At 65.7% G+C, this 21,324-nt stretch carries 23 protein-coding genes; 11 read left to right on the top strand and 12 right to left on the bottom strand.

Annotated elements, in window-relative coordinates; translation table 11 throughout:
- Positions 1–34: 34 nt before the first annotated feature.
- The 3 genes from OIU93_RS11265 to OIU93_RS11255 all read left to right on the top strand — a co-directional run bounded on the left by OIU93_RS11265 (position 35) and on the right by OIU93_RS11255 (position 3,072).
- Positions 35–709, top strand: coding sequence for a TetR/AcrR family transcriptional regulator (locus OIU93_RS11265; RefSeq protein ID WP_264270175.1), 675 nt, complete (start codon positions 35–37; stop codon positions 707–709).
- 431 nt (positions 710–1,140) lie between these two features.
- Positions 1,141–2,136: an NADP-dependent oxidoreductase gene (locus OIU93_RS11260; protein WP_264270174.1), complete on the top strand. Its 996-nt coding sequence runs from the start codon at positions 1,141–1,143 to the stop codon at positions 2,134–2,136.
- 72 nt (positions 2,137–2,208) lie between these two features.
- The gene (locus OIU93_RS11255; RefSeq protein ID WP_264270173.1) at positions 2,209–3,072 is read left to right on the top strand and encodes an alpha/beta fold hydrolase; all 864 of its coding nucleotides are present in this window, start codon (positions 2,209–2,211) and stop codon (positions 3,070–3,072) included.
- A gap of 79 nt (positions 3,073–3,151) precedes the next feature.
- Here the strand turns inward: OIU93_RS11255 and OIU93_RS11250 are convergent, their stop codons facing one another.
- Together OIU93_RS11250 and OIU93_RS11245 are read right to left on the bottom strand one after the other, a co-directional pair.
- Entirely contained in the window at positions 3,152–3,625 is a 474-nt protein-coding gene (locus OIU93_RS11250) for a PaaI family thioesterase (protein ID WP_264270172.1), read from the bottom strand.
- A 141-nt stretch (positions 3,626–3,766) separates the two neighbouring features.
- Entirely contained in the window at positions 3,767–4,369 is a 603-nt protein-coding gene (locus OIU93_RS11245; protein ID WP_264270171.1) for a TetR/AcrR family transcriptional regulator, read from the bottom strand.
- Positions 4,370–4,674: 305 nt separating this feature from the next.
- Between OIU93_RS11245 and OIU93_RS11240 the strand changes: the two genes are divergently transcribed.
- Positions 4,675–5,385, top strand: coding sequence for an SDR family oxidoreductase (locus tag OIU93_RS11240; RefSeq protein ID WP_264270170.1), 711 nt, complete (start codon positions 4,675–4,677; stop codon positions 5,383–5,385).
- 161 nt (positions 5,386–5,546) lie between these two features.
- Complete coding sequence (locus OIU93_RS11235) at positions 5,547–5,786, top strand: hypothetical protein (protein ID WP_264270169.1); 240 nt, start codon at positions 5,547–5,549, stop codon at positions 5,784–5,786.
- Between the two features lie 97 nt (positions 5,787–5,883).
- On the opposite strand, the gene OIU93_RS11230 is transcribed toward OIU93_RS11235, so the two are convergent.
- The 3 genes from OIU93_RS11230 to OIU93_RS11220 form a co-directional block, all read right to left on the bottom strand.
- Entirely contained in the window at positions 5,884–6,246 is a 363-nt protein-coding gene (locus OIU93_RS11230) for a hypothetical protein (RefSeq protein ID WP_264270168.1), read from the bottom strand.
- A 204-nt stretch (positions 6,247–6,450) separates the two neighbouring features.
- Complete coding sequence (locus tag OIU93_RS11225) at positions 6,451–6,951, bottom strand: DUF456 domain-containing protein (protein WP_264270167.1); 501 nt, start codon at positions 6,949–6,951, stop codon at positions 6,451–6,453.
- A 65-nt stretch (positions 6,952–7,016) separates the two neighbouring features.
- Entirely contained in the window at positions 7,017–7,205 is a 189-nt protein-coding gene (locus OIU93_RS11220) for a hypothetical protein (RefSeq protein WP_264270166.1), read from the bottom strand.
- A 206-nt stretch (positions 7,206–7,411) separates the two neighbouring features.
- Here OIU93_RS11220 and OIU93_RS11215 point away from each other — a divergent pair, with 206 nt between their 5' ends.
- The 4 genes from OIU93_RS11215 to OIU93_RS11200 are packed head-to-tail and all read left to right on the top strand — an operon-like array spanning position 7,412 to position 12,289.
- Entirely contained in the window at positions 7,412–8,170 is a 759-nt protein-coding gene (locus tag OIU93_RS11215) for a LamB/YcsF family protein (protein WP_264270165.1), read from the top strand.
- On the top strand, positions 8,167–9,822 hold the full coding sequence (locus tag OIU93_RS11210) for a carboxyltransferase domain-containing protein (RefSeq protein ID WP_264270164.1): 1,656 nt from the start codon (positions 8,167–8,169) through the stop codon (positions 9,820–9,822). Before OIU93_RS11215 ends, OIU93_RS11210 begins: the two co-directional genes overlap by 4 nt.
- Entirely contained in the window at positions 9,819–11,561 is a 1,743-nt protein-coding gene (locus OIU93_RS11205) for a biotin carboxylase N-terminal domain-containing protein (RefSeq protein ID WP_264270163.1), read from the top strand. The genes OIU93_RS11210 and OIU93_RS11205 overlap by 4 nt, the downstream gene beginning before the upstream one ends.
- A 41-nt stretch (positions 11,562–11,602) precedes the next feature.
- Positions 11,603–12,289, top strand: a complete 687-nt coding sequence (locus tag OIU93_RS11200) for a GntR family transcriptional regulator (protein ID WP_264270162.1) — start codon at positions 11,603–11,605, stop codon at positions 12,287–12,289.
- A 24-nt stretch (positions 12,290–12,313) separates the two neighbouring features.
- Here OIU93_RS11200 and OIU93_RS11195 read toward each other — a convergent pair whose 3' ends face one another.
- The 3 genes from OIU93_RS11195 to OIU93_RS11185 all read right to left on the bottom strand — a co-directional run bounded on the left by OIU93_RS11195 (position 12,314) and on the right by OIU93_RS11185 (position 15,054).
- Entirely contained in the window at positions 12,314–13,078 is a 765-nt protein-coding gene (locus tag OIU93_RS11195; RefSeq protein ID WP_264270161.1) for a SurA N-terminal domain-containing protein, read from the bottom strand.
- A 296-nt stretch (positions 13,079–13,374) separates the two neighbouring features.
- Positions 13,375–13,692 (bottom strand): ATP-binding cassette domain-containing protein, encoded by a 318-nt coding sequence (locus OIU93_RS11190; RefSeq protein ID WP_264270160.1) that lies wholly within the window; start codon positions 13,690–13,692, stop codon positions 13,375–13,377.
- Positions 13,693–13,722: 30 nt separating this feature from the next.
- Positions 13,723–15,054 (bottom strand): MFS transporter, encoded by a 1,332-nt coding sequence (locus OIU93_RS11185; RefSeq protein WP_372342912.1) that lies wholly within the window; start codon positions 15,052–15,054, stop codon positions 13,723–13,725.
- 138 nt (positions 15,055–15,192) lie between these two features.
- Between OIU93_RS11185 and OIU93_RS11180 the strand changes: the two genes are divergently transcribed.
- On the top strand, positions 15,193–16,194 hold the full coding sequence (locus OIU93_RS11180) for an adenosine deaminase (RefSeq protein WP_264270158.1): 1,002 nt from the start codon (positions 15,193–15,195) through the stop codon (positions 16,192–16,194).
- Between the two features lie 254 nt (positions 16,195–16,448).
- On the opposite strand, the gene OIU93_RS11175 is transcribed toward OIU93_RS11180, so the two are convergent.
- From OIU93_RS11175 to OIU93_RS11165, 3 genes are all read right to left on the bottom strand, one after another.
- The gene (locus OIU93_RS11175) at positions 16,449–17,264 is read right to left on the bottom strand and encodes a putative hydro-lyase (RefSeq protein ID WP_264270157.1); all 816 of its coding nucleotides are present in this window, start codon (positions 17,262–17,264) and stop codon (positions 16,449–16,451) included.
- Between the two features lie 70 nt (positions 17,265–17,334).
- On the bottom strand, positions 17,335–18,552 hold the full coding sequence (locus OIU93_RS11170) for an NRAMP family divalent metal transporter (protein WP_264270156.1): 1,218 nt from the start codon (positions 18,550–18,552) through the stop codon (positions 17,335–17,337).
- Between the two features lie 227 nt (positions 18,553–18,779).
- Positions 18,780–19,073, bottom strand: coding sequence for a DUF1540 domain-containing protein (locus OIU93_RS11165; protein WP_217387504.1), 294 nt, complete (start codon positions 19,071–19,073; stop codon positions 18,780–18,782).
- Positions 19,074–19,315: 242 nt separating this feature from the next.
- Here OIU93_RS11165 and OIU93_RS11160 point away from each other — a divergent pair, with 242 nt between their 5' ends.
- The gene (locus OIU93_RS11160) at positions 19,316–20,773 is read left to right on the top strand and encodes a GuaB1 family IMP dehydrogenase-related protein (protein WP_264270155.1); all 1,458 of its coding nucleotides are present in this window, start codon (positions 19,316–19,318) and stop codon (positions 20,771–20,773) included.
- A 7-nt stretch (positions 20,774–20,780) separates the two neighbouring features.
- Here the strand turns inward: OIU93_RS11160 and OIU93_RS11155 are convergent, their stop codons facing one another.
- Positions 20,781–21,275 carry an Lrp/AsnC family transcriptional regulator gene (locus tag OIU93_RS11155; RefSeq protein WP_264270154.1) on the bottom strand — a complete coding sequence of 165 codons (495 nt, stop codon included), beginning with the start codon at positions 21,273–21,275 and terminating at the stop codon, positions 20,781–20,783.
- Between the last annotated feature and the right edge of the window lie 49 nt (positions 21,276–21,324).

The raw sequence follows: 21,324 nt of genomic DNA, 5'->3' as shown, positions 1-21,324 counted from the left end.
AGTATTGTGAAGTAGGCCACGTCAGGAGCGGACTTTGAACCAGGAATCAGCAGCACCGGCCGGGGCTCCCCGTCGCCGCGCCGGCCGCCCACGGTCGGTGGTACTCGACCGGGAGCTCATTGCCCGGGCCGCCCTGAAGCTCGTTGTGGCGGGGGGCTATTCCACCCTGACCATGTCCTCGGTGGCAAAGTCACTGGGCGTCTCGCCCTCAGCCTTGTACAACCACGTGGAATCCAAGCAGGAACTCATGCAATGGATCCAGGAAATCGTGATGGACGGGGTCGATTCCACGGTCTTTGAAACGCTGCCACTGGACGAGGCCCTGGAGAAATGGGCGGTGACCTACCGGGGCATTTTTGCCGAGCACGCCCCGCTAATTCCGCTGATCGCGGTCCTGCCGGTCTCCGGCTCACCGCGCACGCAGGAGATGTACGAAAAGGTCGCCGCGGGATTCACCCGCGCCGGCTGGAAGCAGGCCGAGATCGTCCCGGCCATTGTGGCACTCGAATCGTTTATTTTCGGATCGGCCCTCGACGCCACCGCACCCCTGGACATCTTCGACCCGGGCGCGAACGCCGGAAAAATGCCAAGCTTCGAAAGTGCCCTGGAGGCGCAACGGGCGACGGGCCGAAACAGTGCCGACGCTGCCTTCATGACCGGACTCAGGGCCATCATCGCCGGGCTCATGGAACAGACAGCGATCGCCTAGAACCGCGGTCCGGGCCCGACGTCTCCCCCCTTGACTTAATAAATGAGTGCACTCATAATTGAGTATGCTCGTATTGTCCGATTTCGGGTTACACAAGGCGTGAGGAATCATGACGGCCAACTCGATCACCGGTCATCCCCGGGGCACTCCCACACCCAACTCCCCGAGGCTCGACAGCAAGGCCCGTTGACCGTCGCCTCCCAGGTGGGCCGATGATCGGCCGGAGAGAATAAGACCGGGGTTCCTCCGACCGTTATCGACTCAGCGGCAAGTCTTTTCCGAACATCCTCGGTGAGAATACTTTCCGGCTCCGGGCACGGCACCGAGGTTCAAAAGCACATGTTCCTCACCCACGAGGACCTTACGTTCCCCAAACGCCCAACAGCATCAACACCGCCCTAAGACCCAACCCAGACAGGAGCCCCTGCGCCATGAAAGCGTTCGTGTTCAGCCAGTACAAGCAACCTCTCCAGCAGGCAGATGTCCCAGAGCCCGCCGTGGGTGACCACGATGTACTTGTGCAGGTGGCTGCCGCCGGCGTGAACCAGCTCGATGCGAAGATCATTGAGGGCGAGTTCAAGTCGATCCTGCCCTACTCGCTGCCCCATGGGATCGGGCACGATATGGCGGGTAGCGTCATCGGCATCGGCGCGAATGTCACCGGATTCAAGATTGGCGACGAAGTCTACGCCCGGGTTGCCAAGGACCGGGTGGGAACGTTCGCCGAACGGGTGGCAGTCACCGAGGCGGACCTGGCGTTGCGCCCCACCTCCGTTACCGTGGCAGAAGCAGCGTCCCTCCCGCTGGTGGCGCTGACCGCCTGGCAGGCCCTGGTGGTCAAAGGGAAGCTGAAGCCTGGCCAGAAGGTTCTGATTCATGCAGGTGCCGGAGGTGTCGGGTCATTGACGATCCAGCTGGCCAAGCACCTCGGCGCCCACGTTGCCACCACGGCCTCGGCCGCCAATGCCGACTTCGTTCGTTCCCTGGGTGCGGACGAAGTGATTGATTACCGCAGCCAGGACTTCGAAAAGGAGCTTTCCGGCTACGACCTGGTCCTTGATCCCCTGGGTGGCGAGAATCTGGAAAAGTCGCTGCGGATCCTGAAGCCAGGAGGAAAGGCGATCGGGATTTCCGGTCCACCGGATCCAGCGTTTGCGAAGGATGCGGGACTGAACCCCCTGCTGCGACTGGTTATCGCGGGACTCAGCAGCAAGATCCGCCGACAGGCCAGGAAGCTCGGCGTGTCCTACGAATTCTTGTTCATGCACCCCAGCGGTGAACAGCTGCGCAAGATTTCCGCGCTCATCGATGGCGGCGCCCTGCGCCCCGTCGTGGGTACGACCTTCCCCTTCGCCCAGACGCCGCAAGCGGTTCAGGCGCTGTCCAAGGGCGGAGTGCGCGGAAAAGTCGTAGTCGTCAACAACTGAGTGCCACCGACCCGGATCAGGAACCGGCAACCATCTCCGCCTCCATCAGCATCTTCAACAAGGAGAACCATCATGACCACCGGCAACGAGGTGGAACCGGTCATCGATTCCTATGCCGTGGCGCCGAACAAGAGCATCACCGTTGGCCGGGAAACATTCGCCTACCGGGAACTGGGCCCCAGGGGCGGGATCCCAGTCATCTTCTTCGCGCATCTGGCCGCCAACTTGGATAACTGGGATCCACGCATCGTTGATCCCATTGCCCGGAATCGGCACGTCATCGCTTTCGACCAGCTCGGCGTCGGCGCATCCTCCGGGCGAGTGCGCAAAACACTGGAGGAAGCCGCCGACGACGCCTATGAATTCATCACCGTCCTCGGGTTCGAGACGATCGATGTCTTCTCCTTCTCGATGGGTGGATTCATCGCCCAGGACCTGATCGTCAAGCACCCGGATCTGGTGCGCAGGCTGGTGCTGACCGGCACCGGACCACGCGGCGGCAAGGGCATCGACAAAGTTGCGGGAGTGACCTACCGCGACATCCTGCGCGCTGCAGTCGCGCGTTCGGACCCGAAGGAGTTCCTGTTCTTCAACCGCGACGCTCCAGGAAAACGGGCAGGCAAGTCCTTTATAGGCCGCCTCAAGGAACGCACCGCCAACCGCGACGCCGCCGTCTCCACCAAGGCACTCCAAACCCAGTTGAAGGCCATCCAAAAGTACGGGCGTTCAGCGCCATCGGATCTCTCGGTGATCACCCGGCCCACGCTGATCGCCAATGGCGACAACGACCGAATGGTCCCCACGGTCCTGTCCGAGGAACTAAGCCGTCGCATCCCCGGCAGCGAGCTGATCATTTATCCGAACTCCGGACATGGCGGCATCTTCCAGTTCCACCAGGATTTCGCTCCGATCGCCGCGAAATTCTTGGCCGCCTAAATGGCGGTGCTTCCCCTCGAATCGGGCGGGACAGCGCAAACCACTTCTGCTGTGCGGCCCATCCGGCAATGCGTACGCGCTATTGGTTCGCCGGACCGGGCCGGGAGTCCGGGACGGCACCGCCGGGGTAGATGATCAAACAGGTGCTCGAGGCGGTGGCCAGTACCCGGCCTTCCGCGTCCCGAATCTCGGCATCGGCGAAGGCGACCGAATTACCGCGTCGGGTGACCCAGCCATGCGCGGTGACGGCGCTTGTTTCGGCAGTGATTGGACGCAGGAACGAGACCTTGATTTCCAGGCTGGTGTATCCCACTCCGGCCGGAAGGGTGCTGTGCACGGCACATCCGCACACGGAGTCCAGCACCGTGGCGAAGAAACCGCCGTGAACCGATCCGATCGGGTTGTAGTGCGATTCGTCCGGCTGCGCTGTCATCACGACGTCCCCATCGGTGACGGCCACGAACTCCAAACCGATGTGGCTGCTGATCGGCGGTGCCGCGATGCGCCCTTCGGCCATGGCGCGCAGCTGCTCGAGTCCGGTCCGCTCGAACAAACTTGTCTTATCCGCTTCGGGGACCTGGTAATGGATCGTTCGCGAACGGTTCGCCGGTGGCGTTGGCCTTGCTGACATCGTTTGATCTCCACATGCTCGATACGGGTGATGGTTGCTCGGGCTCGGCGACTGGGCTGCTGCCTAGTGCGGAAGAATGGCGGAAACCTGCGCCCTGATGGCACCGATGACCTCAACGGTGCTCCGCTGCGCATTAATGCTCGCGGCCATCGCGAGGAACATGGCCGCGGAGACAACACCTGCCAGTGTTGTCGCCTCGCTTTCACCGATGCGCTCATGCCGACCAAGGACCGCTGCGAGTGCCTCCTGGGTTTGGGCGACAATTTCCAGGGCCTCGGCATGGCGCGGTTCGGCGGGGTCGCCGAAGACCATCTCACGCAAGTAGGTGCGCCCGTTCTCAACCTGCACGCGGTTGCATTCCACTATTGGCGCCACAATTGCCAGCACCCCCTCAAGCACATCTGCCGTTTTCCCGGCCGCTGCCTGCCCCTGCTCCAGCGCGTGGGCATAGTGCGCGTTCTGGACAAGCAGCAGCAATTCGCCCTTGGATTTCGCGTACAGGAACAACGTTCCGGTGCCGATGTCTGCCTTGTCGGCAATCTGCTGGGTCGTGACGTCCTCGATCCCGTGCTTGGCGAACAATTCGCTGGCTGCGGCGGTGATGCGCTCGAGCTTTTCCAGCTTGTTGCGTTCGCGCCGACCGAGCTGTGGGGACGGCGATGACATGAGGTGATCCTCTCGGAATATATTATGACTGCGCTCAGTTATGAGTATAGTCGCTAGTGATCGGGATCGGCATCCCGGTCAGGCAATCATTCTCCCACGATGAATCGGTTCGATCGGATGTCGACCAGGCACGACCGCCGCTCCGGCCCTCCCCGGCAAATGCAAAGCAGAACGAGATCGTGCCAACCACCACTTATGGCGGTGGCGCCGCGGGCTACACCGACTATCCAGCGCTCAGCCAATCCTGACCCCCACCACTCCCCTGGACTGCGCAATCCTGCCGCACCAAGAGAAGGAACCTTCCCATGACCTCATTGAACGGAGCCGTGGTCCTCGTCACCGGGGCGAACGGCGGTATCGGGACCCACTTCGTACGCGAAGCCCTGGCCCGTGGAGCGGCAAAGGTTTACGCCACCGCCCGCACCCCGCGAGGGTGGGACGACAACCGGATTGTGCCACTCACCCTGGATGTCACCGACCCTGCATCGATCCGGGCCGCACTGGCGGCCGCCCAGGATGTGACGGTATTGATCAACAACGCCGGTGCCTCAGTCTCCACCCCGGGCATCCTTGCCCACACCGACGAGGAGATTCGCCGGAACGTTGAGACCAACTTCCTGGGCCCGCTCTTCCTCGCCCGTGCCTTCGCCCCGATCCTGTCCGCCAAGGACAACGCGGCGATCATCGACATCCACTCGGCCCTGGCCTGGTGGGCAGTGGCGGGAATCTACTCCGCGACGAAGGCTGCCCTGTGGTCGGCGACCAACTCCCTGCGGCTGGAACTTGCTCCGGCGGGAGTCCAGGTCCTGGGCGTGCACGTCGGATACGTGGACACCGCAATGGCCGCACACAGCACCGAGCCGAAGGTGGACCCGGCGGACCTGGTGGCTTCGGTCTTTGAGGCACTCGAAGCCGGCGAGCACGAGGTCCTCGCGGACCAGACGTCAGTTCAGCTCAAGGCGGCCCTCAGCGCCCCCGTGGACTACGTCTACCCGCAGCTGGCCGTCAGGCCGTAGGGGCACATCGCTGTAGGCTCTCCAAGCGACGGCCGGATGGCGGGGCGGCAGGATCTCCCTTCATCCGGCGGGCCGCAGCGCCGTCGAATCACTGCGGTGACTGCAGGGAGCCAACGCAATGGCCCACGAGTCGAGCTGCGGGACTCGACTACGCTGTTGACATGAGTGAATCCCCCGGCAGCACCAAGAACCCGGTCCTTCGATTCTTCGCGCGGCTCTCGGCCAAGAACTGGATCGCCATCCTCGGCGCGGCCTTGGCGGTCACCTTCATCCTGCAAAACCGCCAGCGGGTCCGCATCGAGTTCTTGTTCCTCGACCTGAACGCCCCGCTGTGGATCTCCCTTGGCGCGGTGCTGCTCATGGGCTGGGTCGTGGGGCGCTTCTCGTTCCGCAAGCGCTGAGCCCGCGTGACCCGCAGAGCGCAAAACCGCCCCGCCGGAAGCACCCACGGGTGGGGGTGCGGCCCGACGGGGCGGCATGGGAAAAGTTGGAGTGGCCCTAGAGCGAGGTGCCCATGACCTGCATGAGCATCTCCGGATCGCCGTAGTTGTAGACGACCCAGCTCATTCCGCCGATGAAGGCGAGGGAAGCGACGCCCCAGGCGGCCGAGAGCTTGGCCATGAAGCGGATCTCCGAACGGCTGACCGGCAGGCGGTCGGCCGAGTAGTCGCCGGCGACCTTGCTGAAGCGCTCGGCCGGGGTGATCGCCGCCATTGCATTGAGGCTCACGAGGAAGTTGGAGGCGGTGTCGATGCTGCCGTCGATCAGGCGGGCGCGGGTCAGGTTGTTCCTGCGGTCCTGGGTCATTTCAGCAATGTTGGACCCATGGCGGGCCAACAGGATGTCTTCGCCAAGTGGCATTGTTCGACGCGCCAACCGCATTGCCTACCCCTTTTAAAATCTTCGAGCGGGGAAGCCGACACCCGCAATCATCTCAATCGTTACAACATTGAGATTACGTGTGAATTTTCGACGAAAGCGCTATTAAGCGCTTTCGGTTGGCAAGCTCACAGGGGTCTGTGGCCTGGACCGCCCGATTCCCGTGGCGCCGCGCACATCCGCCGCTCAGCGCGTGGTGAAGTGCGCGATCACGCCGATCATCCACACCGACGAGGCCATGGCCGCGCAGCCGAATTCGACAAGGACGCCCAGACCCATGGCCTTGAGTGCGGAACCGGAGGCACGCAGCGCCGCCGGGAAATCCCTGCGCCTCCCGTATTCCCCCAGCACCAGCCCCACCGCAAAGCCGATGAAAAGCCCGAGCACGGGGATCAGGAACATGCCCACGACCGCCAGCGCGATGGCCAGGGCAATGGAGCCGCGCGGAATCTGCTGCTGTTTCAGGTTCCGGCCGGTCAGCACCGTCGATGCGCCCCATCCGACGAGCGCAAGGGCCATGCCGATGCCGGCGCACCACCAGGCGGCAGGGCCACCCAGGACCCAGCCCCAGGCCAGCAGCGTGCCGATGGCCAGCAGGCTTCCGGGGAGCACGGGGACGATGGTTCCCACGACGGCGACCGCCAACAGCAGTCCGGCGATGACGGTGATGATGATTTGGATATCCACGAGTGCAAGTCTGGCATCCGTTCGGCCCGGCCGGGCAGGGCACGCCGGTCAGGCGGGCGGCGGACTCAGTCGTCGACAATGGCCCAGCTGCCGGCGGCCTTGTATTCGCTGTCGAAGATGTCTTCCCCGGCGCCGGGTTCCATGGGGTAGTTCTTCAGGTTTCCGGCCCAGTAGCGCAAGGCACGTCCGAGCTCGGCCTCGGGGTCAAGCTTCATCGCCTCGGTGTTCATGTCGACTTCGAAAATGAATCTCATGTCCCACGTCCCTTGCTCAGTGCGACGCCATCCCGTGGCGTCACGCCCTGTATTTTTCCCATCCTAGGCTCGCGGCGATCCGATGTGCCACGGCGAAACGCGCGGCGCGGAAATGCCGCTCCGGGAAACCCGATGCGAAAGATTGTTGAACAATCCTCGTTATTAGTGCATTCTTAAGGGACCACAACACGAGACGGGGGTCACAAATGCCTTACATCGACCTGAATTCCGACGTCGGGGAATCCTTCGGCAACTGGGTGATGGGCGACGATGCCGCCATTTTCACCTCCGTATCCTCGGCAAACGTTGCCTGCGGATTCCACGCGGGGGACCCCAGCGTCATAGCCCAGACCTGCCGCGACGCCGTCGCCGCGAACGTCACCATCGGTGCGCACGTGGGCTACCGGGACCTGGCCGGCTTTGGCCGCCGCTTCCTGGACTGCTCCCCCACCGAACTGGCCGACGACGTGCTCTACCAGCTCGGTGCCCTCGAGGCCCTGGCCCGCGCGGCGGGTTCGGGCATCAAGTACGTCAAGCCGCACGGCGCCCTCTACAACACCATCGTGCACCACGAGGCCCACGCCCAGGCAGTCGTCGACGCCATCCGCGCCTTCGGCTCGGACCTGCCCGTGTTGCTGCTGCCCGGTTCCGTCGCCCTGGCCAAGGCGCAGGCCGCGGGCCTGCGCCCGGTTGCCGAGGCCTTTGCCGACAGGAATTACAACCCCGACGGGACCCTGGTCTCGCGCCGCGAGGCGAACGCGGTGCTGCACGACCCCGCGACTGTCACCGCGAACATGATCCGCCTGGCCACCGAGGGCACCATCGTTGCGGTCGACGGCTCCGTGATCCCGATGGACGCCGAGAGCATCTGCGTGCACGGGGACACCGCGGGGGCCGTCGCCATGGCCGCGGCCGTTCGTGCCGGACTGGAATCCGCCGGCGTGTCGATCAAGAGCTTCGCATGAGCGTGACAGCGACGCGCTTTGCCGGAACCCGGTCGGTGCTCGTCGAGCTCTCCGACCTCGACTCCGTGCTGGCCCTTGACGCCCTGCTGGAGGCCTCTCCACTGCCCGGACAACTTGACGTGCTCGCGGCGGCTTCCACCGTCTTCATCAAGGCCGATTCCTGGGCCAGCGCCCGGAAGATCGCCGCCGCCATTCCCGCCCTCGAGCTGGGCACGGCGCCGGAGAACGCCGGCTCGCTGGTCACCGTCGACGTGCATTACGACGGCGAGGACCTGGCGGAGGTCGCCAAGCTCACCGACCTGAGCATCGAGTCGGTCATCAATGCCCACACCTCGCAGACATGGCGCGCTGCCTTTGGCGGCTTCGCCCCCGGCTTCGCCTACCTGCTCGGGGAGAACAGCAGCCTGAACGTGCCGCGCCGCGACACCCCGCGCAAGGTCGTGCCCTCGGGTGCCGTGGCCCTGGCCGGGGATTATTCGGCCGTCTACCCCCGCCAATCCCCCGGCGGCTGGCAGCTGATCGGGCACACCGACGCGGTGCTCTGGGACCTGGAACGGGAGAACCCAGCACTGATCCGCCCGCAGGACCGCGTGCAATTCACCGCCTCGCACACTTCGCTGAAGCTTTCCTCCCGCACCGCCGCTGCCCCCGCACACGCGGCACCCAAGGCCGCAGCCGGGCACCTGGAAATCCTGGATCCCGGGTTGCAGTCCCTCATCCAGGACCTGGGCCGCCCGGGCTTGGGCAACCTCGGGGTCTCCGCCGCAGGGGCCGCAGACACTTCCTCCGCTCGGGCCGCCAACCGCCTGGTGGGCAATGCCGCGGAGGCGGCAGTCATCGAAAACCTCCTGGGCTCGCTGGTCCTGCGCGCCCGCGGCGACGCGGTCCTGTCCGTCACCGGCGCGCACGCGCAGCTGCTGATAACCCCCGTGGAGGAGGACGACTTCCACGAAGAGGAGCGCGCGCCCCAGATGAACACGCCCTTTGCCCTGCTCGACGGGGAAACACTCACGCTTCTCCCCTCCGGTTCCGGGCTGCGCAGCTACCTGGGCGTGCGCGGCGGCATCGACGTCGACCCCGTGCTCGGCTCGCGCTCCACCGACTCGATGTCGGGCATCGGCCCCGCCCCGCTCGCTCCCGGCACCCTGCTGCCGGTCGGCACCGTCACCGGATCCCACGTGGTCGGGAACCCCGAGCCCTCCACGCTGCCGGTTCCCGACGCGCACGGCATCTACACGCTGCGCATCAGCAAGGGCCCCCGCGAGGACTGGTACGGCGAGGCCGGGCTGCGGCAGCTGACCGGCCAAACCTGGAGCGTCTCGGCCGAGTCCAACCGCGTCGGCGTCCGCCTGGCCCTGCCCGGGGACTCCTCGCCGCTGACACGCATCCGCACCGGGGAACTGCCTTCCGAAGGGGTGGCGGTCGGCGCCCTGCAGGTTCCCCCCTCCGGCCTGCCCGTGCTCTTCCTGGCCGACCACCCGGTCACCGGCGGCTACCCGGTCATTGCCGGGGTCATCGCCGAGGACCTGCCTGCCGCAGCCCAGCTGCCCCCGGGCTCGCGGCTCCGCTTTGAACTGGTCGACCCGCTCACCCACAACCCCCATGCTCCCCGGGCCGCCGGCGCCCCCAGCCACGAAGGAAACACCCCATGAAGAAAGTCCTGATCGCCAACCGCGGGGAAATCGCCGTCCGCATCGCCCGTGCCTGCGCGGATGCCTCGCTGGTGTCCGTGGCCGTGTACTCCGACCCCGACGCGGATGCACTGCACGTGCGCCGCGCCGACGAGGCTTGGGCCCTGCACGGGTCCAGCGGTGCCGAAACCTACCTGGACATGGCCAAGATCCTTGAGATCGCCGCCCGCTCTGGCGCCGATGCGGTACACCCCGGCTACGGCTTCCTTTCCGAGAACGCCAACTTCGCCCAGGCCGTCATGGACGCCGGGCTCACCTGGATCGGCCCCTCCCCCGAGTCCATCCGCGCGCTGGGCAACAAGGTCACCGCCCGCGAAATCGCGGTGCGGGCCAACGCCCCGCTGGTGCCCGGCACCGAGGGCCCGGTGGCCTCGGGCGCCGAGGTGCGCGCCTTTGCCCAGGAATTCGGCCTGCCGGTGGCCATCAAGGCGGCCTTCGGCGGCGGCGGGCGCGGCATCAAGATCGTGCGCAACTTCGAGGAGATCGACGACGCCTTCGAATCGGCCGTGCGCGAGGCCACCGTGGCCTTCGGCCGCGGCGAGTGCTTTGTCGAACGCTTCCTGGACAAGCCCCGCCACGTCGAGGCCCAGGTCCTCGCCGACACCCACGGGAACGTCGTGGTGGTGGGCACCCGCGACTGCTCGCTGCAGCGCCGCCACCAGAAGCTGGTCGAGGAGGCCCCGGCCCCGTTCCTGACCGACGAGCAGCGCGCCTCCATCCATGCCTCGGCCAAGGCCATCTGCCGCGAGGCCGGCTACCACGGCGCCGGAACCGTCGAGTACCTGGTCGCCCCCGACGGACTGATTTCCTTCCTCGAGGTTAACACCCGGCTGCAGGTAGAGCACCCCATCACCGAGGAAACCACCGGCGTGGACCTGGTCGCCGAACAGTTCCGGATCGCCGCCGGGGAGCCCATCAGCCTCACCGAGGATCCGGCCCCGACCGGCCACTCCTTCGAGTTCCGTCTCAACGCGGAGGACCCCGCCCGTGGCTTCCTGCCCGGCCCCGGCCGCATCACCGCATTCGAGGCCCCGACCGGCTCGGGCGTGCGCGTGGACTCCGGGGTGCGCACCGACTCCGTGATCCCCTCGCACTACGACTCGCTCATGGCCAAGCTGATCGTCACCGGCGCCACCCGCGCCCAGGCGCTGCGCCGTGCCAAGGTGGCCCTGGATGAAATGGTCATCGCCGGAGTGCCGTCCGTGCTGCCGTTCCACCGCGCGGTGGTGCGCAACGCCGACTTCACCAACGACGAGCGCTACGGGGTGTACACCACCTGGATCGAATCCGAATTCGCCGAGGAGCTGGCCTCGAGCCCGGAGATCGCCGCGGCCGAGCCAAACGCAGAACGTGAGACCCTGACCATCGAGGTCGACGGCAAGGCCATGGACATCGGCCTGCCGGCGTCCCTGGTCGAGGCCATCCGACACGGCGGAAACGGCGTGGCCCTGGATGTTGCGGCCGAAAACGTGGCCGCTGCCTGGGATGCCGCCGCGCTGTTGGCACCGATGAACGGAAACCTGGTCAAGTGGGTGCTCGACGACGGTGCCGCCGTGGCCGAGGGAGACACCGTGGCGGTGCTGGAGGCCATGAAGATGGAATCGAATATCACCGCCCACCGTGCCGGGACATTCACCCGTGGCTCCCAGGAGCCGGGAACCGCCATTGGCCGCGGCGAAGCACTCGGGGCCATCGCTTAATGCTTGGGGCTCTCGGGACGGCCTTGGATTAGATTGAAAGGATGCCAGTGAACGCCATGATCTCCGCACTGCCCCTGGCCGAGGGGTCAACCCACGCACACACCGGCGCGTGGGTTGCCGCCGTGCTGCGCTCGCGCATTGCCGAGGGACAGCTGCTCCCCGGAGCGAAGCTCTCCGAACAGGCCCTCTCCGATGCGCTGGGGGTTTCACGCAACACCCTGCGCGAGGCCTTTGCGGTCCTTGACCACGAGCTGGTCATCACCAGGATCCCCAACCGCGGCGTCTTCGTTACCTCCCCCGGTCCCGAAGGGGTGCGGGAGATTTACGGGGTGCGGCGCATGATCGAGCCCGCGGCCGTCCTGTGGGGGCCCAACCTGAATGTCGAGGCGCTGGCAGCGATCATCGTGGATGCGCGCAAGGCCCTGGCGGCCGGGGACATTGCCAGCATGGCGGACGCCAACCAGTGCTTCCATGAGGAGCTGGTCCGGGCCACCGGCAGCCAGCACCTGCAGGAACTCATGACCAAGGTCCTGGCGCAGATGCGCCTGGTCTTCCACGCCATGGGCGATGCGCCGGATTTCCATTCGCACTATGTGGAACGCAATGCCGGCTTGGTTCGGCTCCTGGCCGAGGGCAAACGCGAAGAGGCAGCCGCTGCAATGCGCGGCTACCTTGACCGCGCCGAAGCGGAACTGCTGGCGCACCTGGGCGAATCCGAAGGGAACTGACCCACGCCACCGGCCGGGCCCGAACTACATGTTCATGGTGACCTTGGCGTCCTTGCGCAGCTCCGCGACGTAGCCTTTGACCGCGGCACCTTCCTTTTGGAGCTTGAGCTGCTGTTCGAGCTCGGGCTTCATCTTCTTGAAGGAAGGCGCCTCGGGTGCCTCCGCGCCGGCGGAGGCCTGGCCCTTGTACTGCTCAAGCACGACCTGGTAGGCATCCTTGAGTTCCTTGTCGGTGGGCGTGAAATCTCCGACCTCCTTGGAGATCAGCCGCCCGACCTCGAGCTGGGTCTTCAATTGGGTGCGAACAACGTCCTCGTTCAGCCCCTGCTTATCCATGGTCGCCAAAAAATCCTTGGCGCTCATGTCATTGGTCTTCGCCACATCGCCAAGTGCCTGGTCAAGGTCCTTGGATGTCGCGAAGATCTTCTTCTTTTTCGCCTGCTGGATCAGCAGCTCGGTGTTCACCAGACCCTCGGCGGTTTGCTTGCGCAACTGGCCCTGGTCAAGCTCCTGACCAGAGGCTTGCGCCTGCTGTACCATCTGGGGGAACTGGCCCTCGTAGATACGGACGAAGTCGGCGTTGGTGATTTTCTCGCCGTTGACTTCGGCAATGACCTCCGGGATTCCGGAAACATCCGGCTTCGGTGCCGCGGCGTCCGATGGCGCCGCTTCAGGGGCCGGGGCGCTGGCCTCGGGGGCGGCTCCCGGTTCCTCCGCGGCACTGCACCCGGTCATGAACGCCAACGAGGCGATCAGGGACATGGAAATAACCCATTTCTTCTGCAACATAAACTCCCAGCGTTTCGAACAACCCTTGGAACCCTAACAGGCGAAACCGAACGGCCGCTGAACGCCAGTCGGCGATCACGACCGCATGGACGGTGCGCCGTCCCGGGAGTGGGTTCCTATAGTTTACGTACTCCAGAAAGGCCCCGGTTCGTGCGCTGCTGGGGTTGCCCAGCACCTCGGCGGGTGCGCCCGTTTCGATCACGCCGCCGCCGTCCATGAGCACCACCTCATCCGCTACGTTGCGGGCGAACCCGATGCAGCCCCGCCTTGTCGCCTAGCCCGACCTGCTCCAGGAGTCAGTGGGCCCGGACGATCACCTGGGACTTGGGGATCTTCCTGATTCCGATGGGTGCGGCGATGATATTTACCAACGCGGTGAGGTGCGGGAAAAGGTTTAAGTGCTGGAACACCATCCCGATGCCCCGGCGTTGCTGCGCTACCTCGCGCGGCTTCGTTTCGTGGAGCTTGCCGTTGCGCTGGCCGTAGCCGATAGGTTCGCCGTCGAACTTGATTCGACCGCCGTCGAAGCGTTCAAGGTGGTTGATGTAGCGCAGGAAAGTGGATTTTCCGGAACCAGTGGGCCCAAGCAGGCATATCTCCTGCCTGGCATCCACCTTCAGGTCGGTCGCAACTGCCTACCCGGGTTAGCTGGTTTTGTGCTTGCGGACCTTAACGGCCGGATCCGCGTCGACCCGCTCGAGCAGCGGCGGCAGATACTTGCGTGAGTTCATCACGATGATGGCCAGCGACACCAGGCACAAGGCCAGCATCCCTGCCATGATCCAGGCGGTCTGGATCCACTGCGCGGCGAAGGCCACCACCGTGGGGGCCAGGAACCCCACATACGCCAGCGTGTAGAAGAAGCCCGTGAGCTTGCCCAATTCGTGGGCGGCCGCCAGGCGCTGGATCTCCAGGAGCCCGCCGACCATGAGCAGCCCGTTGGCCGATCCGAGGACCGCGGAGGCGACCAGTCCCAATGCAGGGCTGGCGAGAAGGATCGCGGCGAGCACGGCGGCCAGTCCCAGGAAGGCGGTGGTCGTTCCGGTCAGCAGCGAGCGCGCATTTCGGACAGTGTCCAGCCTGCGAGCCAGCGGCTGAATCAGCACGCTGAAGCCCAGGGTGATGGCCACTGCTGCAGTGGCGTACGCGAGCCGTCCCTCTCCCAACCCGGGGATAACCGCCGGCACAACGGCAAAGCCTGTGGTGCCCGCCGCGAACACCCATGGTGCGGCCGGCGCCACCACCAGCCTGAATCGCTTGCGTGCCCCGGGGTGCGGGGCCGGATGGGAGCCCGGCGTGCCCCCGGTGGTACCGCTAGAGCGTGTCTCGGGCAGCCTGGCCACGATGAAAAGCAACGGGATGCACAAGGCGATGTGCAGCGCGTAGGGCATGATCGCCGGAGCGGGGGCGAAGCTGGCCAGCAAGCCCCCCACGACGGGCCCAAGCCAGAAGCCGGCGCTGGTGAGCAGTGAGGCGCGTCGTGCGCCCGATCCCGCAGCGGAGTGCAAGTCCCACGGCGCCTGGGAGAGTTCCTTGACCCAGCTGGTGGCCGCCGCCATGGCCAGCCCCGTGGCAATTCCTGCCATGAACCTTCCGGCGAACAGCGGTGCGGTGCCAATGACCGACCCCATCATGGCCACGTTGGCCGCCATGGACAGGGCGACTGCAAAGAGCGTGACGGGCTTGCGGCCGATCCGGTCCGAGTGCCGGCCGCCCCACAGCAGCGCCGGAACCAGGCCCACGACGTAGATGCCGAGCATCGAGGTAACCATGACCTCGGAGAAGCCGTGTTCCTGGCGGTAGAACACCAGCAGGGAAACGAATTGGTTGGCGCCCCAGCCCACCATCATCAGGCTCAGGGCAGCGGGGAACCAATGCTTCCGCCGGTCGGTTGTGACGCTCACGTTCCTGTCCTTCTCATCACTCACGGGCTGCGTCTCGCGCAGGTCTCCGGCGCTCGATCGCGAGCGCTTCACCGACCAGTCTGCCACGGCAGCGGAGGGGGTAGCCGATCCGTGACTTGCCACTCACGGCGGCAGCCACCCCGGCGTGCACGCGGGGAAGCAGGGACCCGGGAGACTATTCTTGGTCGACCACCGACAGGAGCCAAGACCATGAAGTTGCCCGTTGCCGAATTGCACATCCACCTCGAAGGAACGCTCGAACCCGAGGCCATCCTGCGCCTGGCCAAGCAGAACGGCGTCACGCTGCCGTGGCCGTCCCTGGAACAGCTGAGGGACCAGTACGACTTCAGCAATCTTCAGTCGTTCCTTGACCTGTTCTACACCAACCTTGCGGTGTTGCGGACCCGTGCCGACTTCCACGAGATCACCCTGGCCTACCTGCGCCGGGCCGAGGCCTCCGGAGTGCGGCATGTCGAGTTGTTCTTCGACCCGCAGGCGCACCTGGAACGCGGGATCGGGCTGGGCGAGGTCATCGGGGGCATCCGCGAGGCGCTGCGCGAGGGCGAGGAACGCTTCGGCATCACGCACAAGCTCATCGCCTGCTTCTGGCGGCATGCCCCGGCGGCCTCGGCCATGGAAATCCTGCGCACGCTTCTTGCCGAAGGGCACCAGATCGACGGCATCGGGCTGGATTCCTCGGAGTTGGGCTATCCGCCGGCGCTGTTCCGGGAGGTCTTTGATTATGCGCGAGACCATGGGCTGCATGTGGTGGCGCACGCCGGGGAGGAGGGGCCGCCGGAATACATTGTCCAGGCCCTTGACCTGCTCAAGGTTGAACGCATCGACCACGGCATCCGCTGCCTCGAGGACGAGGGCCTGGTCCGGCGGTTGGTCGCAGAGCGCATGCCGCTGACCGTGTGCCCGCTCTCCAACGTGCGGCTGCGCACCGTCGATACCCTGGCCGACCATCCGCTGAAAGAGATGCTGGCACGGGGATTGAATGTTTCCATCCATTCGGATGACCCCGCCTATTTCGGCGGCTACCTTGACGCCAACTTCGAGGCGGTGGACCGGGAGCTGGGCCTGACGAACGCCGAGCGGGCGACACTGGCACGGAATTCGATCGAGTCGTCCTTCCTCGAGGAGCCGGCGAAGTCCCGCCTGTGCGCCGAGGTGGACTTCTGGCTGTCGGCCGTGGGCCGGGACAGGTAGGCAGCCGTTAATGGAGCCAAGGAAGCGCCCGTTTTGGGGGGAACGGGCACTTCCTTGGCGGAGGATCGCGCCGGGATTCCGGGGGAACCAGGACGCGATTCTCACGGGCGTCGACAAGGGGATGGTGCTCCCGGCGACGGCCCTTTTTGGGCACCAGGGAAGTCCCCTGCATGGGGGAGCAGGAAATTCCCTGGCGGATCGGGGTCCGCGAACGGGGTCCCGCGGGACCCCGTTCGCGGAGGGGGAAAGGGTTCCTAGGGAACCAGGTAGTTGCTGTCGCGGGTGTCGGTGATGAGCATGTGTCCCGGCGCGTGGCCGATGGCCAGCGCGGGCTTGGATTCCATGACCGCCGCCTGCGGCGTGACCCCGCAGGCCCAGAACACCGGGATGTGCCCGGCCGGGATTTCGACGGCGTCGCCGAAGTCCGGCTTCGAGAGGTCCGTGATGCCCAGCTCCTCCGGGTTGCCGATGTGCACCGGGGCCCCGTGCACCGCCGGGTAGCGCGAGGTGATGCGCACGGCATCGGCGACCTGTGAGGCGGGGATGGGGCGCATCGACACCACCATGGGCCCTGACATGGAGCCGGCCGAGGCGCTGCGGATGTTCGTCTTGAACATCGGCACATTCACGCCCTGGTCGATGTGGGCGATCTTGATGCCGCCCTCCATCAGGGCGGTCTCGAAGGTGAACGAGCAGCCGACGATGAACGTCACCAGGTCATCGCGCCAGTACTCGGCCAGGTCCGTGGGCTCGGCGATCTTCACGCCGTTTTCATAGACCATGTACTTCGGCACGTCGGTGCGGATGTCCCCGCCCTTCAGCAGGTCCCCGCTGGTCTCCCCCGCGTCCAGCACGCCCAGGATCGGGCAGGACTTGGGGTTGCGCTGGGCGAAGAGCAACACGTCGAAAGCCTGGTCCCTGGGCACGATGATCAGGTTGGCCTGGGCGTAGCCGAGGGAGAAGCCGGCGGTCGGAACCGTCAATCCGTTGCGGAACAGTTCGCGTGCCTGGGCCGGGGACAGCGTTGCGCGCTCCCCTGCTCCGGTCTTTGGAGAATTGGCGGGTGTCATTTCTGCTGGCGTCCTTTCGAAGGGGCGGACCTGGTGGGCAAGGTGTTGCCGGGGCGGAGGGGTGGGCGTTCTAGGCCCAGAGCTTGGACAGGCCGGCCAGGGAGTTCCAGCCGAGGAAGAGCGTCAGCAACCAGGTCACGACACCGACGATCAACAGCCACTTGGGGTACGCGTAGCCCTGCAGCAAGTCGCGGCGGCGCCAGGCGGCATAGAGCAGGACCGCGAAGCCGACGGGCAGGATCAGGCCGTTGAAGGCCCCGGCGAAGATCAGCAGCGTCTGCGGCGCCTGGCCCAGGAACATGTAGATGACCGCACACACGGCGATGAAGGCGACGGTGAGCAGGTTGCGGGTGCGTTCGGGGGTGGTGGACTTGGTGATGAAGGAAACCGAGGTGTAGGCGGCGCCAATCACGGAGGTCAGGGCTGCGGCCCAGAGGATTACGCCGAAGGACCGCATGCCGATGTCGCCGGCGGCAATGCCGAAGGCCTCGGCGGCCTTGTTGTTCGTGGTCAGCACGGCTCCGCCGGCGACGACGCCGAGGATAGCCAGGAAGAGGAGAACCCGCATGATGCCGGTGACGATGATGCTCAAGATGGAGGTCTTGGTGATGTCCTTGACGTTCTCGATGCCGGCGGCGCCGGAGTCGAGCATGCGGTGGGCACCGGCGTAGGTAATGTAGCCGCCCACGGTGCCGCCGATCAGGGTGGTGATGATCAGGAAGCTGATGTTCTCCGGAAGCACCGCGTTCTTCAGGGCCTCGCCCACCGGAGGTGCGGCGACGATTGCCACATACAGCATCAACAGGATCATGATGGCGCCGAGCAGCACCACGATCTTGTCCAGGGCCATGCCCGCGCGCTTGGAGAGGAAGATCAGGATCGCCACGGCGGCGGAAATGATGCCGCCGACCTTGGGGTCAAGCCCCATCATGGCGTTGAAGCCCAGGCCGGTTCCGGCAATGTTGCCGATATTGAAGACCATGCCGCCGATGAAGACCAGACCCGCCAGGACCCAGCCGATGCCGGGGAGGACCTTGTTGCCGAGTTCCTGGGCACGCAGGCCCGAAACGCCGATGATGCGCCACACGTTCAGCTGGACGGCGATGTCCACCAGGATGGAGACGACGATCGCGAAGGCGAACGAGGCGCCGATCTGGACCGTGAATTCCGTGGTCTGGGTGATGAAGCCGGGCCCGATGGCGCTGGTTGCCATGAGGAACATGGCGCCCAGCATTGCGGTGCGCCTGGCTGAAGTGCTGAGCTTCGGTTTCGTGCTAGGAGTGGCCATGATTCCATCCATCGGGTTGCGGGTGACTGCTGTCACAAGTGGGAGCGATGAGAAGTACACTACAGGTTGTTGAACAATCTTGACAAGAGGTTGTTCAACAATTTATTTCGGCCCCCCTCCCCCGACGCCGGAGGCAATCCGCGGAATGGACCCCCGCCCCGCGCACGACAAGGCCCTCCCCGGCGCCGTGGTTCACCAGCGCCGGGAAGGGCCCAAACAGTCGCGGCTCAGGCGCCGTGTTCGTACGTGAGACAGTCCGCATTGTCCGCGCCGGGCCCCACGCGCACCGAGTCCGCTGCACACATCAGGTGGTCATTGTGGGTGCATTCCATGCGCTGGCAGGCACCCACCGAGGCTAGGATCTTGGGCAGGCCGCCGTGCACGCCGGTGTCGATGAACGTCGCGCATTGCGCGTGGTCGGCATTTCCGCCGATGGTGATGCCGGAGGCCCCGCAATGGGTGTGGTCGTTGAACGAGCAATTGGATACGGAACATTCGGTAACGGGCACAGTGACTGTCATGATGCACTCCTCGAACCGGCGGTCTCGCGGATTTCGAACCGCTCTGGATACCACGGTAACCCCAAACCGCGCCCGGAAATTAGTGATGTTTATGGGCCCTAATCCGGCGGCTTGCTACCCACGGGTACAGGATTCCGGGCGCGCAATTCCGCGCGCGGAACATGCCCAAATCCCGATCCCACACCACGCCCGCCGTGACGCGCGCCACGCGCGCGATGTCACCGCGGCTGTAGCCTGAGCAAGTGAAGTTTCTCAATGATCTGCAACCAGCCCACGACCTGACCTACAACGACATCTTCATGGTTCCCTCGCGCTCGGCGGTGGTGTCCCGGTCCGGGGTGGACCTCACCACGCCGGATTCGGTGGGCACCTCCATCCCGCTGGTCGTTTCGAACATGACGGCGGTGGCCGGCAAGCGCATGGCCGAAACGGTGGCCCGCCGCGGCGGGATCACGATCCTGCCCCAGGACATCTCCCTGGCCGCCCTGCAGGACATGGTCGAGAAGATCAAGCGCGCCCACCCGGTCTTCGAAACCCCCATCACCGTGGACGTCAACGACTCGGTCTCCACCGCCCTGGCGCTGCTGGGCAAGCGCTCGCACGGTGCGGCGGTGGTGCTGGAGGGCCACCGCCCGGTGGGCATCGTCGCGGAAAAGGACTGCCTGGAAGTCGACCGCTTCACCCCGATCCACCAAGTCATGACCTCCGAAATCGTCACCGTGGACAAGGACACGCACCTCGACTCGGTGTTCGAGACACTCAGCACCCGACACCTGGGCATGGTCCCGGTGCTCGACGGCGAGCACCTCGCCGGGGTGTTGACCCGCAAGGGCGTTCTGCGGTCCGCGCTTTACACCCCGGCAGTGGATCCCGCGGGGAACCTGATGGTCGGTGCAGCCGTGGGAATCAACGGCGATGTGGGCGCCAAGACCCGCGAACTGCTCGAGGCCGGCGTGGACGTCATCGTGCTGGACACCGCCCACGGCCACCAGGAGCGGATGATCGAGGCCCTGCCCCTGGCGGTTGCGGCCCGCGACGACTTTGCCCAACGCACCGGGCGCCGGATCCAGATCGCGGCGGGAAACGTGGTCTCCGCTGCCGGCACCCGGGACCTGGCCGAGGCCGGCGCAGACATCCTGAAGGTCGGGGTGGGGCCCGGCGCCATGTGCACCACCCGGATGATGACCGGGGTGGGACGCCCGCAGTTCTCCGCCGTCCTGGAATGCGCGGCCGCGGCGCGCGAGGCCAGCGTCGAGGTGTGGGCCGACGGCGGCGTCAAATACCCGCGCGACGTGGCCCTGGCGCTGGCGGCAGGCGCCGCCAGCGTGATGGTCGGATCCTGGTTCGCGGGGACCTACGAATCGGCAGGGGACCTGGTCTCCGACGGCGAAGGGCGGCTCTACAAGGAAAGCTTCGGCATGGCCTCGGCCCGCGCGGTGCAGCAGCGCACCAAGCACCAGTCGGCGTTTGAGCGGGCCCGTGCGGCGCTCTTTGAGGAAGGGATCTCACACTCCCGCATGTACCTGGACCAGCACCGGCCGGGCGTGGAAGACCTCATCGATTCGATCGTATCCGGGGTCCGCTCATCCTTCAGCTACGCCGGGGCGGACTCGATTGCCGAGTTCCGCGAGCGCGCCATTGTCGGGGTGCAGTCCGCCGCCGGCTATGAGGAGGGGCGTCCGCGCGAGGTCTCCTGGTAAAGCCGGGTTACAGCCAGGGCACCGCGCCCTGGCTGTGCTCGAAGACCAGCGACGTCTGGGTGGTGGCAACCGCTGGGTTTGCCGAGAGGTTGTCGAGCACGAACTGGCGCACGTCCTTTGAGTCGCGCACCGCGACGTGGATCAGAAAGTCGTCGGCACCGCCCAGGAAGAAGAGCTGGGTGACCCCGGGCTTGGCGCGCATTTCCTCGGCAAAGCTCGACATCAGGTGGCGGGCGCCCGGGCGGATCTTCACGAAGATCAACGCCTCGAGCGCGTGACCCAGGACCTCTGGATCGATTTCCAGGGTGAAGCGGCGGATGACCCCGGCAGAGCGCAGGGCGTTGAGCCGGGCCAGGCAGGTCGATGGCGCGATGCCCAGTTCCTCGGCGAGCGAGTTGTTGGTGCGGCGGGCGTTCTCCGTGAGCATGCGCAGCAACCCGCGGTCGATGTCATCGAGCTCCACGGGGCCGGCCTCGCGGGGGTTCCTTGTCGTGATGGCCACGTCTGTACCCAGCTTTCGCAATGTTTCGTCGGTTTCCTGAATCCTACCG

The sequence above is a fragment of the Paeniglutamicibacter sp. ZC-3 genome (genome assembly GCF_025847175.2).
GTDB lineage: Bacteria > Actinomycetota > Actinomycetes > Actinomycetales > Micrococcaceae > Paeniglutamicibacter > Paeniglutamicibacter sulfureus.
The sequence above is the reverse complement of the archived record's forward strand: the minus strand, read 5'-3'. Positions and strand labels throughout refer to the sequence as shown.

What these genes read in the sequence shown, in the direction of transcription:
- OIU93_RS11200 (WP_264270162.1), top strand. Translation starts at nt 11,603, where the DNA reads ATGCCAGTGAACGCCATGATCTCCGCACTGCCCCTGGCCGAGGGGTCA.
- OIU93_RS11170 (WP_264270156.1), bottom strand. Translation starts at nt 18,552, where the DNA reads ATGGCCACTCCTAGCACGAAACCGAAGCTCAGCACTTCAGCCAGGCGC.
- OIU93_RS11245 (WP_264270171.1), bottom strand. Translation starts at nt 4,369, where the DNA reads ATGTCATCGCCGTCCCCACAGCTCGGTCGGCGCGAACGCAACAAGCTG.
- OIU93_RS11215 (WP_264270165.1), top strand. Translation starts at nt 7,412, where the DNA reads ATGCCTTACATCGACCTGAATTCCGACGTCGGGGAATCCTTCGGCAAC.
- OIU93_RS11195 (WP_264270161.1), bottom strand. Translation starts at nt 13,078, where the DNA reads ATGTTGCAGAAGAAATGGGTTATTTCCATGTCCCTGATCGCCTCGTTG.
- OIU93_RS11220 (WP_264270166.1), bottom strand. Translation starts at nt 7,205, where the DNA reads ATGAGATTCATTTTCGAAGTCGACATGAACACCGAGGCGATGAAGCTT.
- OIU93_RS11235 (WP_264270169.1), top strand. Translation starts at nt 5,547, where the DNA reads ATGAGTGAATCCCCCGGCAGCACCAAGAACCCGGTCCTTCGATTCTTC.
- OIU93_RS11230 (WP_264270168.1), bottom strand. Translation starts at nt 6,246, where the DNA reads ATGCCACTTGGCGAAGACATCCTGTTGGCCCGCCATGGGTCCAACATT.
- OIU93_RS11255 (WP_264270173.1), top strand. Translation starts at nt 2,209, where the DNA reads ATGACCACCGGCAACGAGGTGGAACCGGTCATCGATTCCTATGCCGTG.
- OIU93_RS11175 (WP_264270157.1), bottom strand. Translation starts at nt 17,264, where the DNA reads ATGACACCCGCCAATTCTCCAAAGACCGGAGCAGGGGAGCGCGCAACG.
- OIU93_RS11210 (WP_264270164.1), top strand. Translation starts at nt 8,167, where the DNA reads ATGAGCGTGACAGCGACGCGCTTTGCCGGAACCCGGTCGGTGCTCGTC.
- OIU93_RS11165 (WP_217387504.1), bottom strand. Translation starts at nt 19,073, where the DNA reads ATGACAGTCACTGTGCCCGTTACCGAATGTTCCGTATCCAATTGCTCG.
- OIU93_RS11240 (WP_264270170.1), top strand. Translation starts at nt 4,675, where the DNA reads ATGACCTCATTGAACGGAGCCGTGGTCCTCGTCACCGGGGCGAACGGC.
- OIU93_RS11180 (WP_264270158.1), top strand. Translation starts at nt 15,193, where the DNA reads ATGAAGTTGCCCGTTGCCGAATTGCACATCCACCTCGAAGGAACGCTC.
- OIU93_RS11205 (WP_264270163.1), top strand. Translation starts at nt 9,819, where the DNA reads ATGAAGAAAGTCCTGATCGCCAACCGCGGGGAAATCGCCGTCCGCATC.
- OIU93_RS11260 (WP_264270174.1), top strand. Translation starts at nt 1,141, where the DNA reads ATGAAAGCGTTCGTGTTCAGCCAGTACAAGCAACCTCTCCAGCAGGCA.